Here is a 15,736-nt window from a genome sequence, read left to right on the forward strand (position 1 = left end):
GGTCATTGACCTTTGGGTAGAACGAGTTCTATTCTGTGATTGCGTTCAATTTAGAACCAGTCCGGTACATAAATGTACCGATGCGGAAATGGTGTTCCGCACGGAGTACGTGATGCTCAGGAGCGAAAGACATGGCAACACTCCAGACCCCGCCCGCCTACGAGTTGTCGCATTTGCGGGCACTCGAAGCGGAGGCGGTCCATATTTTCCGCGAAGTCGCAGCGACTTTCGAAAAGCCGGTCCTCCTGTTCTCCGGAGGTAAGGATTCCGTCGTGATGCTGCACGTAGCGGCCAAGGCATTCTGGCCTGCTCCATTGCCGTTCGCCGTGATGCACGTCGACACCGGTCACAATTTCGACGAGGTGATCGAGTTCCGCGACCGCACGGTCGATCGCTTCAACCTGCGTCTTGTCGTCTCCAGCGTGCAGGACGACATCGACGCCGGACGCGTCATCGAGGACACCGGAGTCGGTTCGAGTCGCAATCGCCTGCAGACGCACGCGTTGCTGCGCGGAATTCGCGACAATAACTTCGACGCCGTGTTCGGTGGTGCTCGCCGAGACGAGGAGAAGGCACGCGCCAAAGAGAGGGTGTTCAGCTTCCGGGACGAGTTCGGGCAGTGGGATCCCAAGGTGCAGCGACCTGAACTGTGGAACCTGTACAACGGCAAACACCGTAAGGGTGAACACATTCGGATCTTCCCGCTTTCCAACTGGACAGAGCTCGACATCTGGCAGTACATAGAGAAGGAACGGATCGACCTTCCCGGCATCTACTACGCCCATCGTCGCGAAGTGGTTCCGCGCGACGGAATGTTGTTGGCACGCACCCGCTTCCTCGAACTTCGTGCCGGCGAGGAGTCCTACGAGGCGTTGGTGCGCTTCCGTACGGTCGGCGACGCAACGTGTACCGGATGCGTCGAATCGTCGGCCGAAACACCGGCCGCTGTCGTGGAAGAAGTTGCGGCGAGCCGTATCACGGAGCGTGGCGCAACCAGAGCTGATGACCGGATTTCCGAAGCTGGCATGGAAGATCGTAAGAAAGAGGGGTACTTCTGATGCCGCAACTGCTGAGAGTCGCTACAGCGGGCAGTGTCGACGACGGAAAATCGACACTCATCGGCCGGTTGCTCTACGACTCCAAGTCGATCTTCGAGGACCAACTCGAGGCCGTGGAGCGGAGCAGTCGAGAACGCGGCGACGAGTACGCCAACCTCGCGCTACTGACCGACGGATTGCGCGCCGAGCGTGAACAGGGCATAACGATCGACGTGGCCCACAGGTATTTCGCGACCCCTCACCGGAAGTTCATCATCGCGGACACACCCGGGCACGAGCAGTACACCCGCAACATGGTGACCGGCGCTTCGACGGCCGACCTTGCCCTGATCCTGGTGGACGCACGCAAAGGTGTGCTCGAACAGACGCGACGGCACGCTTTCTTGTCGACTCTCCTGGGGATACCCCACCTCGTGCTGTGTGTGAACAAAATGGACCTCGTGGGCTGGTCTCAGGAACGGTTCGAGGAGATCAAGGAAGAATTCCGGCAATTCGCGATCAAACTGGACGTCCACGATCTGACGTTCATTCCGGTGTCGGCGCTGTTGGGGGACAACATCGTTGCCCGGACCGAGAACATGTCCTGGTACGACGGGCCTTCTCTGCTGCACCATCTCGAGCAGGTACACATCGCTTCGGATCGCAACTTGATCGACGCGCGTTTCCCGGTGCAGTACGTGATCCGTCCGCAGAAGCAAACGGATGCCGACCTCCACGATTTCCGTGGATACGCCGGAACGGTGGCCAGTGGCGTCTTCAAACCCGGCGACGAAATCGTGGCATTACCTTCAGGATTCACCTCGACGGTGAAGGCAGTCCACGGGCCGGGCGGTGACGTGATCGACGAGGCGTTTGCGCCCTCGGCCGTCTGCATCGAGCTGGCCGACGATCTCGACGTCAGCCGCGGGGACCAATTGTGTCGGCTCAACAACCGGCCGCAGGTCGGGCAGGAAATCGATGCGATGGTCTGTTGGTTGACTGAACAGACCACCCTGTCGGAGAACAACCGCTACTCGTTGCTGCACACCACGCGCTCCACGAAAGCGCAGATCGTCAAGCTCGACTATCGCCTGGACGTGAATTCTCTGCACCGCGACGAGAAGGCAGAATCTCTGTCCCTCAACGAGATCGGTCGCATCTCGATCAAGACGCAGCAGCCGTTGATGTTCGATCCCTACCGCCGCAATCGGGTGACGGGCAGCTTCATTCTCGTGGACGAGACCACGGGTAATACCGTCGCGGCCGGAATGATCAACGGTCCGACACTCAAGGAATCGCGCGTCGTCTGGCACAGTGCGGAGGTTTCTCGTGAGGAACGTGCGACTGCCGGCGCCACCGTCTGGCTCACCGGTCTCTCGGCCTCGGGTAAGTCGACGATCGCGGTGGAACTCGAACGCCGCTTGGTGGCCGCGGGTATCCCGGCGTACCGCCTCGACGGCGACAACCTCCGGCACGGATTGAACGCGGATCTGGGATTCAGTGCCGAGGACCGAGCCGAGAACGTCCGCCGAGTCGGCTCGGTGGCGCAGTTGTTCGCTGATTCAGGTGCAGTGGCAGTGGCCTGCCTGATCAGCCCGTACCGCGAAGATCGTGATCGAGTGCGGGCGGCGCACGAGGCCGCCGGGCTGAAGTTCGTCGAGGTTTACGTCGACACCCCGATCGAGCAATGTGAAGCCCGAGACCCCAAGGGTATGTACGCCAAGGCCAGGGCCGGGGAAATCAAGGGTTTCACCGGAGTCGACGATCCGTACGAGGCTCCAGTCAGTGCCGAGCTGGTGATCAGACCCGAAGACGGAACGCCTACCGAACTTGCGCTGCGAATTATGGAAGTGTTGGACCGGTGAGCGAATCCACACACAGCAGAATCGCCGACGAGGCACTCGCGGCGGAATTGGCGCAGGCCGCTGGTGCGATCCTCCTGGGGATCCGAGCCGAGGGCCTGGGTGTCGACGACGGTCGTGAGCTTGGTCGCCGGGGCGACAAGGCCGCCGATTCCTACATCCTCGACCGGTTGGCCGCCGAGCGGCCGGAGGATTCCGTGCTCTCGGAGGAGTCTGCCGATGATCGCAATCGTCTGGACGCATCCCGGGTTTGGATCATCGATCCGCTGGACGGCTCCAAGGAATACGGCTTGCCGGATCACGCGGATTGGGCAGTGCACGTGGCGCTTTGGGAGCGCGGTAGCGGAATTACCGCAGCCGCGGTTGCTCAGCCGGCGCTCGGAGCGGTGTACTCCAGTGGCGACGAGGCCGATTCGGTTCCCGCGAATTCGCCGCTCCGCGTAGTAGTCAGCGGATCGCGACCGCCCGCATTCACCGAGGCGGTGGCAGCCGAACTCGGCGCCGACGTGGTGCACATGGGATCGGCCGGCGCCAAGGCGATGGCGGTCGTGCGAGGCGAGGTCGACGCCTACCTGCATGCCGGTGGGCAGTGGGAATGGGATTCGGCCGCACCCGTCGGCGTCGGACAGGCGGCCGGGCTGCATTGCAGCCGCATCGACGGTTCGCCGCTGCTCTACAACGAATCTCACCCCTACCTTCCGGATCTCGTGATCTGCCGACCGGAGTTGGCTGAGTCGATCCTGGGTGCAATTGCCAAGCACTCCACGGAGTCTGCGGTCAGTGGGCGCGTCGCCATGGCGCGTGAATACGTGAACGCATTGCTCACTCACGACGCAACGAAGGTCCGATTCGCAGCTGACGCCTGGCGGGTCGAGAACGGTCAGCGAACCGGTGACACCGGCGCGTTCATCAGCAACGAGCTCGAACAGGGGCAGCAATATCGCGGAATCGTGGCGATACGTGAACTCGCGCTGCGTGAGTGGGGCGAGAGCGTCGTCGCGCGGTATCTGCTCGACCTCGGAACACCTGGCCAGGCACCGGCCGTCACAGTTTTCGTCACCGAGTACTTCGGGATACCGGCAGGCGAGATCGAAAGCATCCTGGCAATCATCGAACCCTACGAAAACGATTCGAAAGAGGCTGGAACACAATGACATCGGACAAGCTGATCACCGATTTCTGCGCGCTGTGGGCGGCCGCCGATGTTGCAAAGATCGTCGACTACTTCACCGATGACGTCGTTTATCACAACATTCCGATGGAGCCCGTGGTCGGTCGCGAGGCCGTCCGGGCGTTCATCGAGCAGTTTGTCGGTGCCTTCGGCAACATCGACTTTCAGATCAAGCGTCAGGTCGCGGACGGCAACACCGTCATGAACGAGCGCGTCGACGTCTTCACCATCAACGGCGCCGAGGTAGCGCTCCCGGTCATGGGGGTATTCGAAGTCGAGGACGGAAAGATCAAAGCCTGGCGCGACTATTTCGACATGGCACCGATCAACGCGGCAGCCGGCCAGGCCTGATCGGGGCGGCTACTCCGCGATAACAGCGTGCGGGTAGTCCTCCGAGCGGTGCTGGAAACGCGTAATGGCGGGATTCACGATGACGCCGTCACGGATTTCGATGGCGCGGTCGACGGTCTCGTCTGCCTTCCAGGCCGTCTCTCCTACCATCACAGTGGGCAGGTAGGGAAGAAGTGATTCGCTGATCTCCCACGACGCGGAGTTCCACAGGTACGACGGGCTGTGATCGACGCCGTAGTAAGTGATGTTGTCGCCGACGATGAAGGTCGGATCCGCGAACGAGGTTGGACGAGCCCAGCTGAACCCCATGCCTTCGTCGCACGAGACGTCGACGATGAGGCTTCCCGGTTGGAAGTCCATGAGATCTTCCTCGGTCAGGAACGTCAGCGGGGCGTCCGTGTTCTGCAGTACGCAGTTGACGACGATGTCGTGCTCGGCCAGGAAGCCCGGTACCGGCACGCTGTGGTTGTCGAGCATGACGTGGCTGCCGCGGACATCGCCGTTGTTGTTGTCGAACGAGACCATTCGCGCCGAGTGGATGGGGGAGCTGACGGCGGTGACGCCGCGCTGAGTCAGTACGTCCACTTCGTGGATACCGTGCGCCTTGAGTGCAGTGACAGCGCCGCGTGCAGTGGCACCGAAACCGATCACGGCAGCAGTGAGACGGCGGCCGTAGTCTCCGGTGGAACCGATCAACTGCAGGGCGTGCAGTACCGAGCAATAGCCGGCCAACTCGTTGTTCTTGTGGAACACGTGCAGATTGAACGATCCGTCGCTGTGCCAGAAGTTCATCGCTTCGAAGGCGATGAGAGTCAGTTTCTTGTCGATCGCGATCTGTGTCAGCTCGGTGTCCTGGACACAGTGCGGCCAGCCCCAGAGAACCTGACCTGACCTTAGTTCGGCGAGGTCACGCACCAACGGCTTCGGTAGCAGAACCACATCGGTTTCCGCCAAAATCTGCTTGCGCGTGCGGATTCCGGCCACCAGACGCGAGAGGTAGTCGTCGGAGTAGCCGAAGGGGTGGCCGTAACCCTCTTCGAGGTAGATCCGAGAACGTAGTTCGGCATCGATGCGATCGAAATGCGCGGGATGGATCGGCAACCGGCGTTCTGCCGGTTTGCTCGACTGTCCGATGACTCCAAGGGTGCGTGCGTTGTTCAATTGTGTATCTCTCGATAGGAGCAGGTAGAGATGTCAGGCAGGCGCCTGAGGGACTAGCAGAAGCCGCAGGAACGCTGGCAGATTGCCTCGGCCAGGATCGCGTGAAGGCGTGCCGGCTGCGCTGCTGTCGATCGCCGACGGCTACAGAAAGGCGCGCCGGTATGTGCTCAGTCTAGTCCTGAACGGTCCTCGCCCGGCGGCCGGGCGAGGTGCGGTGCTGCTCCGACGTAGGGCTACTGCTCGCGCAGGCGTGAATCCAGCACGGCCAGTTGAATTTTGCTGGCATCCGTGTGTACTTGACGACCTTTGTCGGTGACGTCGATGAAGACTCCGCGCCGGTCAGCCTCGCACAGTGCTCGCTGAACCAGTCCGGCCTTCTCGAGGCGGGCGACGCTGCGGGAGAGCGCACTGGGACTCAGGTACATCTCCGAAGCCAGATCCTGCATCCGTGGACGCTCACACGAGGTGTCCATGAGTCGGTCGAGGGCCTCGAAGTCGCTCATACTCAGGCCGTGCGCCGACTGCATCTGGCGATCGAGTTCGCACGCGATGTCGTTGTAGCTGGTCGACAACGAGCGCCAGGTGTTGCGCAATTCCGATTCCGACGTCACGACCGCATTCTAGTTGAAGACTCGATTACGTGCAATTGCATTAAATGCTTGTGCATTAAGTGCATGTGCATCTATTCTCGCTGACGTGACTTGCACAGACTCGACACTCAAACCATTCGATTCGCCGGAATCCCCGGGTTCTACGGAATCCACGGATCCGGCCACAGGAGAGGGCTGGTCCCTCAAGCTGTGGGGCATCCTCGCGGTGCTCTGCCTCGTGTTGTTCCTCGACGGTCTCGATGTGTCGATGGTGGGCGTCGCTCTACCGTCCATCGGCAACGAACTGGGCCTGTCCACTACTTCGCTGCAGTGGATCATCAACGGCTACGTCCTCGGATTCGGCGGCTTGTTGCTACTCGGCGGACGTACCGCCGATCTTCTCGGGCGCAGTAAGGTCTTCCTGATCGCGCTGACCGTGTTCGCAATCGCTTCGCTGGTCGGTGGCCTTGTCGACAACGGAACACTGCTGATCGCATCACGATTCGTGAAGGGACTGGCGGCGGCCTTCACTGCGCCGACTGCAATGTCCATTCTCACCACGACGTTCAAGGAGGGTCCGGCCCGTAACCGTGCGCTGTCCGTGTTCTCCGTGTTCGGCGCCAGTGGTTACTCGTCGGGCCTGATCCTGGGTGGGCTGTTGACCAGTGCCGGTTGGCGATTCACGTTCCTGATGCCGGTTCCGTTTGCCGTCATCGCTCTGATCGGTGGGTACTTCCTCATTCCGCGGGACCGTCCCGCAGATGCCGGGGGACACGACCTCGTCGGCGCCGTCACCCTGGTGACGGGAATGCTTCTCACGGTGTACACGATGGTTTCGGCTCCGACTCGTGGATGGGCACACCCGATGACGCTGGGTTCGTTCGCCGTCGCAGCCGTGCTTCTGGCGACGTTCTTTTTCGTCGAGAAGAAGGTGGCTCATCCACTTGTGCGACTTGGGCTTCTGCGCGTCGGCACCATCGTTCGTGCGAATCTGGCCATCATCGCGCTCTTCGGTTCCTACCTGAGCTTCCAGTTCATGATGACGATCTTCCTGCAGTCGGCCCTCGGCTGGTCGCCCCTGAAGATGGCGATGGCACTGCTCCCCGCGGGCATCATCGTCGCCTTCGGATCGCCGTTCGTCGGACGGCTGGTCGACTTGTACGGCAGTGCCAAGCTCATCATCGCGGCACTGACCTCGCTCAGCGTCGGGTACCTCTGGTTCCTCTTCGCGGGCAGCGATTCACCGTCGTACGTCGTGGCGATTCTGCCGAGCGTCATCCTGCTCGGACTCGGATTCGCGTTGGGCTACACCTCGATCATGGCCCAGGCCACCTCGGGTGTCGACGACTCGGAGCAGGGTTTGGCGTCCGGGCTGGTGAACACCTCCGCTCAGGTCGGTGCGGCGCTCGTACTCGCTCTGACTACCGCCCTCGTGACCGCCGGATCGCACACCGCGTCCGGTGCCGGTACCGCCGGATTCGAACAGTTCCATCCCGGATTGATCCTGGTTACCGGAGTCGCGCTGGTGGGCTTGGCGATCACCGTCTCGCCGCTGGTACGTGGAAGGTCGCTGCGGGGAAGATCCGTGCGTGAAAGGCGCGCTGAGGAAGAAAAGGAATTGGCCGAGGTCAACTGAATACTTGCTTCATCCGCGAATGCGCTCGGCCGCGTAGGAGACAATCCTGCGCGGCCGAGTTGCTGTGTCTGAACTATCGGGTGGCAGATTTCAGGGCTGCGTCTTTCGGGGCTGCGTCTTTCAGGGCTGCGTCGAAACTCGTCGACGTAGCTTGCGAACCGAGAATCAAGGCAAGGCGCACCAACATGGCTTCGCGGTCGGACGGATCAGCCTGATCCAGTGCATTCGACAGTGTCAACCAGATGTGCTCGCGGTGGCCCTCGTCGTCGATCACCGCAGTTGTCGCCGACTGTGCCGTATCGAAGTGTGTCGGCGCAGTGCCGGCGGTGAGGTGCTTGGCCACGTCGTTCAATTGCGTGGGATCGCTGATGCGGCAGAGCGCCAATCCGTCGGGCCGAATCACGAAGATCTCGCCGACACAAGCACCGAGGGCAGATGCGAGATTGCCTTCGGCATCGGGAATCGTGGAGTCAGTAGTTCCCGCGGTGATCACCCGTACGGTTTCCGGTGCAAGGGCCTGAGCAAGGATTTCGGCTTGCGTGTCGAGTTCGGATACCAGCTCAGCTGACAGTCCGAAAGCCAGCAGGCCGAATCCAGTACCGCGCAGACTGTTCAAGGAGGTTTTCGAACCGTCCGCCGAGACCTGGACGACTCTGTCCTCCAGCGGATCCCCGGGTAGTACGCCCTCGGTGCCCGCAGCTGTGGGCCACGTCAGCGGCGAGAGACGGGCGTGCGTTGCACTCGACTGGCGCGGGTTGATGAGGTGCGCGAATTCGCTTCGCTTGGTGGCGAGTTCGAGTACGGCGTCGCGGGTGGTCCGGTAGCCGTGACTGCCGGGCGACATGATGAGCGTCGACTTGCCTGCATTGTCGACGTTCTGCTGCCACGCGCTACGACGTTCCTTCGAATACGCGTCGAGGATGGCGGTATCGGCAGCTCCGTTGATGACGGCCGCCAGTTGCCACACCAGGGTCTCGGCATCTTCCATGCCAGAGTTGAGGCCACGAACACCGAAGATCGGAACGAGATGCGCGGCGTCGCCGGCAAAGAGCACACGGCCGTGAGTGAAATCTTCCAGGGCGAGTGCATGGGCGCGGTAGAAGCCGAACCATTCCAGGGTCCAGGGGATATCGCTCTCGAGCCATTCGAGGTGACGCGTGATGCGGTCACGGATGCGATCTTCTTGCGTCTCCGCCTCCGGATCGTCCGACGCGTCGAGCTGGTAGTCGATGCGCCAGATGTCCCGTGGTTGGCGGTGCATGATGATCGTGGAGCCCGGGTTGCTGGGTGCGTCGAACCACACCAGACGCTCGGCCGGGAGTTCCGATTCCCAATGAATGTCGGCAATGACGTAGTTGCCCTCGTAGCTGTTGCCCTGCAAGCGGATTCCGCTGAGTTCGCGCATCTTGCTGCGTCCACCGTCGGCAGCCACGACCCACGCCGCACGCAGTTCGCGGGTTCCGAACGCGGTGTCGACGGTCAGAGTTACCTCGTCGTCACCGCCGGAGATGCCGGCGATCGACGACGACCAGTGGAAGTTCACCAGTGGGTGGGCGAGCAATTTGTCGGTCATGATCTGTTCGAACTCGGATTGCGAGACGTTGACCATGGGTCCGCGCGCGTCGTGCTCGGCGGATGCCATCCGGAACTGCAGTACTTCCTGATCGCGGTAGTAACTCCGACCACCCACCCACGGCAGAACGATGTCTTCGAGCTCGGCACCGAAACCAAGGCGTTCGGCAACTTCGAGGCTGTGCCGTGACACGCAGATCGCGCGACTGCCGAACGAGACCTGATCGGCCGCTTCGAGAATCGTGACGGCAATGCCGCGCTGCGCCAAGCCCATGGCTACGCCCATGCCGACTGGGCCGGCTCCGACGATCACGACGGGAAGTGCGTCGGCCGAAGGCGCCAGGGAAGCGAAGTCCTCGGGTGCGTACTTCTTCGGATGAAAGTAGGTCGACATGGTCACGAGGCTTTCTGTGCGGCAGTGTTTTTCGGGATCAGTTGAGGTTCCGGGAGTAGCAGGATGGAAACCAAGCTGATCACGGCAATGATCACGAAGTAGACGGTGATGGCGAACGAGGTGTCGAAGGCGGCGTAGAGCGCGGTGGCGATCATCGGGGCCAGACCGCCGCCGAGGATTGCGCCGATCTGGTAGCCGAGTGACGCTCCGCTGTAGCGGATGTGTGCGGGGAACAATTCGGCGAACAGCGCCGCTTGTGGGCCGGCGCAGCAGCCGAGCGTGAAGCCGAGGGCGATCATCGATACGAGCATCACCGGGACGATCGCTGTGTCGATCAGCGGAAAGAACACCGCCGCCGCCACTACCAGGGCGATCGAACTGCGGATGTAGACGGTCCGGCGTCCGAGAGTGTCCGACTTGTGAGCGCTGAAAGCCATTCCCGCCATCCAGAACGGGCAGGATGCGATGAGGAGGAAGAGCATCGTGGTTTTGCTGAAGCCGAGTTCGGACTCGCCGTATTTGAGCACGTAAACCATGTACGCGTACGCAATTCCGTTGGTGGCGATGAAGGTTCCACCGGCGAGGAGCACTGTCTTCCAGTGTCTGGTGAGAACCTCGAGAATCGGCATGGACTCCGCCGGTGCTTCGGACTTCGAAGCGGTGAACTCGTCACTTTCCTCGAGGCCGAGACGGATCCACATCGCAACGCCCACAAGAACTGCGCTGAGCAGGAACGGGATTCGCCATCCCCAGGAGTTGAATGCATCGTCGTCCATGAAGGCGGCGAGGGGGAGATAGACGAGATTGGCCACCAGTACGCCTGCGGGAACACCGATTTGTGGTGCGCTGCCGTACAGCCCCTTCTTGCCCTCCGGTGCGTTTTCGGTGGCGACCAGAACTGCGCCGCCCCACTCGCCGCCGACACCGAGTCCCTGAACGAATCGCAAGGTCACCAGGAGTATGGGGGCGAAGACGCCGATGGCGGCGTAGTTGGGTAGCAGGCCGATGGCAACGGTGGCGCAGCCCATCAGCATCAACGAGGTGACCAACATGGATTTGCGTCCGATGCGGTCGCCGAAGTGGCCCATCACGATTCCGCCGATGGGACGCGCGACGAATCCGACGGCGAGGGTGGCGAAGGCGGCCAGGGTGCCGGCCAGATCGGACGTGCCGGGGAAGAACTGCTTGCCGAGCACGAGCGCGGCGGCGGTGCCGTAGATGAAGAAGTCGTACCACTCGATGGCGGTGCCGACAAAGCTGCCGAGTGCGGCCTTGCGCGCCTTGACCGTCGCGGCGGTGCGCGTAGCGGTCGGTGAGGCGATGGAGGTCATGAAGTGCCTTTCGAGATGAATGTGGCTTGAAGAAACAATGACGTGCGCCACAACAATTGAAAAGCGAAAGAATTGGAGGTTCTTGCACGGAAAATCCGTGGAATCAGCTCCGCTGCCTGGTAGTGGGACTATTGGGCAGGTTCCGAGGGTGAAACGAATTCTATGAAAGCGCGTGCGACGCGGCTGAGGCGAGTGTTCTGGTGCCACGCGAGAACTACGTGCACCGACGGCACGACAGGGGAAGCGATGGTCTTGACGACTACCTCGAGCCCCTCGTACGTGACGTCCATCTTGGGGCGCTGGAGCAACAGCGTCCAGCCGAGTCCGCGTCCGACAAATGCCCGCGCCGTCTCGAAGTTCGCGGTTCTGTATGCAACCTTCGGGATGAATCCGCCTGCGCGGCAGACGTCGAGCGCGTGTTTGGTGCTCGGCGGCGCGTCGAGGAGAACCATCGGGTGTTCCGCGAGATCCGGAAGATGGATCGGTCGCTCGGACCGCGCGAGTGGGTGTTCTGCACCCAGGACGATCAAGGGTTCGCGGATGGCCAACGGAACTGTGCGCAATTGTGGAGACAGGTCCAGGTCGTAAGCGATCGCGAGGTCCAACTCGCCGTTCTCGAGATGTGTCTGGAGCCGATTCTGAGTGTCCTCGCGGAACTCCACCTGCGCGTCGGGATTCTCACGGGTGAACCCGGCGATCATCGACGGCAATACCGTCGGCCCCAGAGCAGGATAGCAACCGATCGCGATGGGCCCCGACACGCTTCCGCCGGTTCCGAGCGCATCGGATTCGAGCTCCCCGGCTTGCTGAAGTAGCGCCCGGGCGCGCACCAGAACGGATTCACCGGTGCGGGTCAGTTGAATGCCGAATGAGCGACGGCGAACGCACAGTTGAACTTTGAGCGCGCGTTCGAGTTCGGTGAGCGACGCGGACAGGGCGGAGGGGGAGAGGTGCAAGCGCTCGGCCGCGGCGCTGATCGTCCCGGTCTCGGCTACCGCGACAAACGCAGCCAGCTGACGCATCGTGTACGTGGGAGCAGGATCGATGCGAGGCATGAGATCGACAGTAGTCGGATAGATTGCCCTGAATATTTTGGTGCGGCACCGTGGAGAAGTCGACGATCAATCGCTGACCTGCGTCTTCGTGGTGCCCCCGGCAGGATTCGAACCTGCGACCTTTCGCTCCGGAGGCGAACGCTCTATCCCCTGAGCTACGGGGGCGCACCGAACTTTCGGTGTGCCGATTGGGCTGCGTTAGCGTAGCGCATCACGGGGGGCCAAGACCAAACCGGCACCCGTCTCGGCATGGCGTCGTCGCGGGAGGCAGTCGAGGATGCGGCCGGGGACCATGGTCGTCGAATCATCTGTACCGACTGACTCGGATGCTTTTTACGCCTAGGCTCGGCTCTGAGCACAGGCTCGGGCGGACTGCTCGGGCACCCTCGTGAGGTACGGGAGTCGTTGATGACCGATCACCACTATTCCGAAGACCAGCTCGCGCTCGACCTGAAGTGGTGGGCAGCGGCCAACTACCTGACCGTTGCGCAGATCTATCTGAAAGACAACACGCTTCTGCGGGAACCGTTGCGAGCCGAGCACATCAAGCCTCGACTGCTCGGACACTGGGGGACCAGCCCTGGCCTGTCGATGATCTACACGCTCCTCAATCGGCACATCGTCGCCACTGATGCCGACTGGCTGTACGTCACGGGCCCGGGGCACGGCGGCCCGGCGCTGGTCGCGTCGACGTATCTCGAGGGAACGTATTCGGAGATCTATCCGGAAGTCTCGGACGACGCCGAGGGTATCCACCGGATGTGTCGGCGATTCTCGGCTCCCGGCGGAGTGCCCAGCCATGTGAGTGTGCAGACACCCGGAAGCATCCACGAAGGCGGCGAGCTCGGCTACGCCCTTGCACATGCGGCCGGCGCTGCCTTCGATCATCCGAACCTCGTGGTGGCCTGTGTGATCGGCGACGGCGAAGCGGAGACCGGGCCGTTGTCCGGCTCGTGGAAGCTCCCGGCGTTCCTCAATCCACGACGCGACGGCGCGGTGTTGCCGATCCTGCACGTGAACGGCGCCAAGATCGCGGGCCCGACCGTGTACGGGCGCAGCAGCGACGAGGACATTCAGGCCTACCTCGGCGGCCAGGGGTGGGCGCCGATCGTCGTCTCCGGTGACGACCCCGACGTCGTGTTTCCTCAGTTGTATCAAGCGATCTCGCAGGCACACGAGAAGATCCGCGAGATGCAGGGTGCCGCACGCCGCGGCGACGAGTGGACGGGTTCGTGGCCGGCAATAGTCTTGCGGACGCCGAAAGGATGGACCGGTCCACACACCGTCGACGGAATCTTGGTCGAGGGCACACATCGTGCGCACCAGGTGCCGTTGTCCGGCGTGCGAACCAACGAATCGCATCTGCGGCAACTCGAAGAGTGGATGCGGTCGTACCGTCCGGACGAGTTGTTCGACGCCAACGGATCACTGGCCGCGGAACTGGCGGCGCTCTCGCCGGCGGGGGACAAACGCATGGGGAGCACTCCCTACGCGAACGGTGGGCGACTTCGCGTCGATCTCCCGATGCCGCCGCTCGAAAAGTACGCGCTTCCCATCCAATCCCCGGGTTCGACCTTCCACGAGACGACACGAGTTCTCGGCGAGCTTCTGCGCGACATCTACGCCGCCACGGAAACCGAGGACAGCGGCGGGATCTTCCGACTCTTCTGTCCGGACGAGACGTCGAGCAATCGCCTCGGCGCCGTGTTCGAGACAACCGACCGCTGCTGGCAACTGCCGATCACCGACTACGACGACGGGCTGTCCGCGGACGGTCGTGTCATGGAGGTCCTCAGCGAGCACCTCTGCGAGGGGTGGCTCGAGGGTTATCTGTTGTCCGGTCGACACGGGATGTTCGCGAGCTACGAAGCATTTGCGATGGTGAGTGTGTCGATGCTCATCCAGCACGCCAAGTGGCTCCAACATGCCGTCGACCTGCCGTGGCGGGCGTCCGTCGCTTCGCTCAACGTGCTGCTGACCAGTACATGCTGGCGCAACGATCACAACGGATTCAGTCATCAGGGCCCCGGCATGATCGACGCCGTTATTCCCTTGGCACCCAGTGTGATCCGCGTGTGGCTGCCGCCGGATTCCAACACCTTGCTCTCGATCTCGGATCACTGCCTGCGTAGTACCGACCACGTCAACCTGATAGTCGTGGACAAGCAACCGCATCTGCAGTACCTCACGCTCGAGCAAGCGCACGAGCACTGTGCGGCGGGCGCTTCGGTCTGGGAATGGGCCGGAACCGAAGCACGCGGACAGGAACCGGACGTGGTCCTGGCCGCTGCGGGAGATGTGCCGACGCAGGAGATCCTGGCTGCTGCACAGTTGCTGCGCGATCACACGCCCGAACTGATCACCCGCGTCGTCAACGTCGTCGATCTGATGGCCCTGCTGACGCCAACCGAACATCCCCACGGATTTGGGGAGCGGGTCTTCCTCGACCTGTTCACCGCGCAGACCGACGTAGTGTTCGCATTCCACGGGTACTCGCGTGCGGTGCACGAACTGATTCACGGGCGTCCGAGTCCCGAACGCTTCCACGTTCGCGGATTCAGTGAACAGGGAACAACCACAACACCGTTCGACATGGTTGTCCTCAACAAGATGAGCCGCTACCACCTGGTGATCGAGGCGCTACGACGCTCCAAGCGTCGGCCGGCCGGGGCGTCCGAGTTGGCGGAGTTCTGCCGGACACAGCTCGAAAAGCACTCGCGTTACATCGTCGAGCACCTCGAAGACATGCCGGAGGTAGAAAACTGGACCTGGTCCTGAAATTCAGGACCAGGCCCAGTTGGGTCTGAACATTCTCGGTTCAGCTCAGTGCAGTGCAGTGCAGTGCAGTGCAGTTCAGTTCATGGGCAGCGGCACTGCGCCGCGAGCTGCCAACATGTCGGTCATCAGCTTGGACTCGCTCTGCTGCGTGTTGACCATGGTCTGCGCCAGGCTGCGCACCGGACCCTCGGTGGCGTCGGCAGCTGCGTACTCCATCATCGGAAGCCCACCTTCGTGGTGACGAAGCATCAACTGCAGGAACAAGGTGTCGAGTTGCAGGCCTTCCGCCGCGCGGAGAGCCGCGAGGTCCTCGGGGGACGCCATGCCGGGCATCGTGTCGACCGGGCCGGAATGAGCCATGTCCATCGTGGCCGAAGTCCCGTGCGATCCGTGGCCGGAGCCTGAATCCGACGACATCCACTCCATGTACGGCCCCACCTTGGACAGCGGCTGATCCCACATGGTCAGCCACGCCTGCATTTGACCGAGCTGGTTCTGCTGCGTGGTCAAGATGTCGAACGCCAGCGTGCGCACATCGTTGTCCGTGGACTTCGTCAGGGCGATGGACGCCATGTCGACGGCCTGGCTGTGGTGCACGCTCATGTCCTGAGCGAAGCCCACGTCCACCGAATCCGATGCCGGAACGGTCAGTGACGACTTCGCATCGGGTCCGAGGAGGTTGGTCAGTGCGCCGAGGGCAAAACCGACGGCGATCGCGCCGATCAGACCGATGATCAGCAGTGCGGTGCGCTGACTCGGCTTCGAAGGCTGATCGGTGGTCTCTGAACTATTCACCGG

At 62.2% G+C, this 15,736-nt stretch carries 12 protein-coding genes and 1 tRNA gene; 6 read left to right on the forward strand and 7 right to left on the reverse strand.

Annotated elements, in window-relative coordinates:
* Nucleotides 1-131: 131 nt before the first annotated feature.
* From cysD to CPI83_RS10515, 4 genes are read left to right on the forward strand one after another with little or no spacing between them, the layout of a single operon-like run.
* Nucleotides 132-1,058: a sulfate adenylyltransferase subunit CysD gene (cysD, locus tag CPI83_RS10500; RefSeq protein ID WP_097387193.1), complete on the forward strand. Its 927-nt coding sequence runs from the start codon at nt 132-134 to the stop codon at nt 1,056-1,058.
* Nucleotides 1,058-2,902: an adenylyl-sulfate kinase gene (cysC, locus tag CPI83_RS10505; protein WP_060939012.1), complete on the forward strand. Its 1,845-nt coding sequence runs from the start codon at nt 1,058-1,060 to the stop codon at nt 2,900-2,902. The genes cysD and cysC overlap by 1 nt, the downstream gene beginning before the upstream one ends.
* On the forward strand, nt 2,899-4,053 hold the full coding sequence (locus tag CPI83_RS10510; RefSeq protein ID WP_060939013.1) for a 3'(2'),5'-bisphosphate nucleotidase CysQ: 1,155 nt from the start codon (nt 2,899-2,901) through the stop codon (nt 4,051-4,053). Before cysC ends, CPI83_RS10510 begins: the two co-directional genes overlap by 4 nt.
* Nucleotides 4,050-4,421 (forward strand): limonene-1,2-epoxide hydrolase family protein, encoded by a 372-nt coding sequence (locus CPI83_RS10515; RefSeq protein WP_042952314.1) that lies wholly within the window; start codon nt 4,050-4,052, stop codon nt 4,419-4,421. Before CPI83_RS10510 ends, CPI83_RS10515 begins: the two co-directional genes overlap by 4 nt.
* A 9-nt stretch (nt 4,422-4,430) precedes the next feature.
* On the opposite strand, the gene CPI83_RS10520 is transcribed toward CPI83_RS10515, so the two are convergent.
* Both CPI83_RS10520 and CPI83_RS10525 read right to left on the reverse strand, forming a co-directional pair.
* Nucleotides 4,431-5,582 carry a N(5)-(carboxyethyl)ornithine synthase gene (locus tag CPI83_RS10520; RefSeq protein WP_097387194.1) on the reverse strand — a complete coding sequence of 384 codons (1,152 nt, stop codon included), beginning with the start codon at nt 5,580-5,582 and terminating at the stop codon, nt 4,431-4,433.
* Nucleotides 5,583-5,815: 233 nt separating this feature from the next.
* On the reverse strand, nt 5,816-6,193 hold the full coding sequence (locus CPI83_RS10525; RefSeq protein WP_019749191.1) for a MarR family transcriptional regulator: 378 nt from the start codon (nt 6,191-6,193) through the stop codon (nt 5,816-5,818).
* Nucleotides 6,194-6,278: 85 nt separating this feature from the next.
* Here CPI83_RS10525 and CPI83_RS10530 point away from each other — a divergent pair, with 85 nt between their 5' ends.
* Nucleotides 6,279-7,808: an MFS transporter gene (locus CPI83_RS10530; RefSeq protein ID WP_097387195.1), complete on the forward strand. Its 1,530-nt coding sequence runs from the start codon at nt 6,279-6,281 to the stop codon at nt 7,806-7,808.
* 73 nt (nt 7,809-7,881) lie between these two features.
* Here CPI83_RS10530 and CPI83_RS10535 read toward each other — a convergent pair whose 3' ends face one another.
* The 4 genes from CPI83_RS10535 to CPI83_RS10550 form a co-directional block, all read right to left on the reverse strand.
* A complete protein-coding gene (locus CPI83_RS10535; RefSeq protein ID WP_097387196.1) occupies nt 7,882-9,774 on the reverse strand; it encodes an FAD-dependent monooxygenase in 1,893 nt (630 codons plus the stop codon).
* A 2-nt stretch (nt 9,775-9,776) separates the two neighbouring features.
* Complete coding sequence (locus tag CPI83_RS10540) at nt 9,777-11,105, reverse strand: MFS transporter (RefSeq protein ID WP_020908300.1); 1,329 nt, start codon at nt 11,103-11,105, stop codon at nt 9,777-9,779.
* Between the two features lie 128 nt (nt 11,106-11,233).
* Nucleotides 11,234-12,160, reverse strand: coding sequence for a LysR substrate-binding domain-containing protein (locus CPI83_RS10545; RefSeq protein ID WP_020908299.1), 927 nt, complete (start codon nt 12,158-12,160; stop codon nt 11,234-11,236).
* Between the two features lie 89 nt (nt 12,161-12,249).
* A tRNA-Arg gene (locus CPI83_RS10550) sits at nt 12,250-12,325 on the reverse strand.
* Between the two features lie 243 nt (nt 12,326-12,568).
* Between CPI83_RS10550 and CPI83_RS10555 the strand changes: the two genes are divergently transcribed.
* Entirely contained in the window at nt 12,569-14,938 is a 2,370-nt protein-coding gene (locus tag CPI83_RS10555) for a phosphoketolase family protein (RefSeq protein WP_019749186.1), read from the forward strand.
* A 75-nt stretch (nt 14,939-15,013) separates the two neighbouring features.
* On the opposite strand, the gene CPI83_RS10560 is transcribed toward CPI83_RS10555, so the two are convergent.
* Nucleotides 15,014-15,733 carry a DUF305 domain-containing protein gene (locus CPI83_RS10560; RefSeq protein ID WP_019749185.1) on the reverse strand — a complete coding sequence of 240 codons (720 nt, stop codon included), beginning with the start codon at nt 15,731-15,733 and terminating at the stop codon, nt 15,014-15,016.
* Nucleotides 15,734-15,736 lie beyond the last annotated feature (3 nt).

The organism is Rhodococcus sp. H-CA8f (assembly GCF_002501585.1).
GTDB classification, from domain to species: domain Bacteria; phylum Actinomycetota; class Actinomycetes; order Mycobacteriales; family Mycobacteriaceae; genus Rhodococcus_F; species Rhodococcus_F erythropolis.

What these genes read in the sequence shown, in the direction of transcription:
- cysC (WP_060939012.1), top strand. Translation starts at nt 1,058, where the DNA reads ATGCCGCAACTGCTGAGAGTCGCTACAGCGGGCAGTGTCGACGACGGA.
- CPI83_RS10555 (WP_019749186.1), top strand. Translation starts at nt 12,569, where the DNA reads ATGACCGATCACCACTATTCCGAAGACCAGCTCGCGCTCGACCTGAAG.
- cysD (WP_097387193.1), top strand. Translation starts at nt 132, where the DNA reads ATGGCAACACTCCAGACCCCGCCCGCCTACGAGTTGTCGCATTTGCGG.
- CPI83_RS10545 (WP_020908299.1), bottom strand. Translation starts at nt 12,160, where the DNA reads ATGCCTCGCATCGATCCTGCTCCCACGTACACGATGCGTCAGCTGGCT.
- CPI83_RS10540 (WP_020908300.1), bottom strand. Translation starts at nt 11,105, where the DNA reads ATGACCTCCATCGCCTCACCGACCGCTACGCGCACCGCCGCGACGGTC.
- CPI83_RS10535 (WP_097387196.1), bottom strand. Translation starts at nt 9,774, where the DNA reads ATGTCGACCTACTTTCATCCGAAGAAGTACGCACCCGAGGACTTCGCT.
- CPI83_RS10515 (WP_042952314.1), top strand. Translation starts at nt 4,050, where the DNA reads ATGACATCGGACAAGCTGATCACCGATTTCTGCGCGCTGTGGGCGGCC.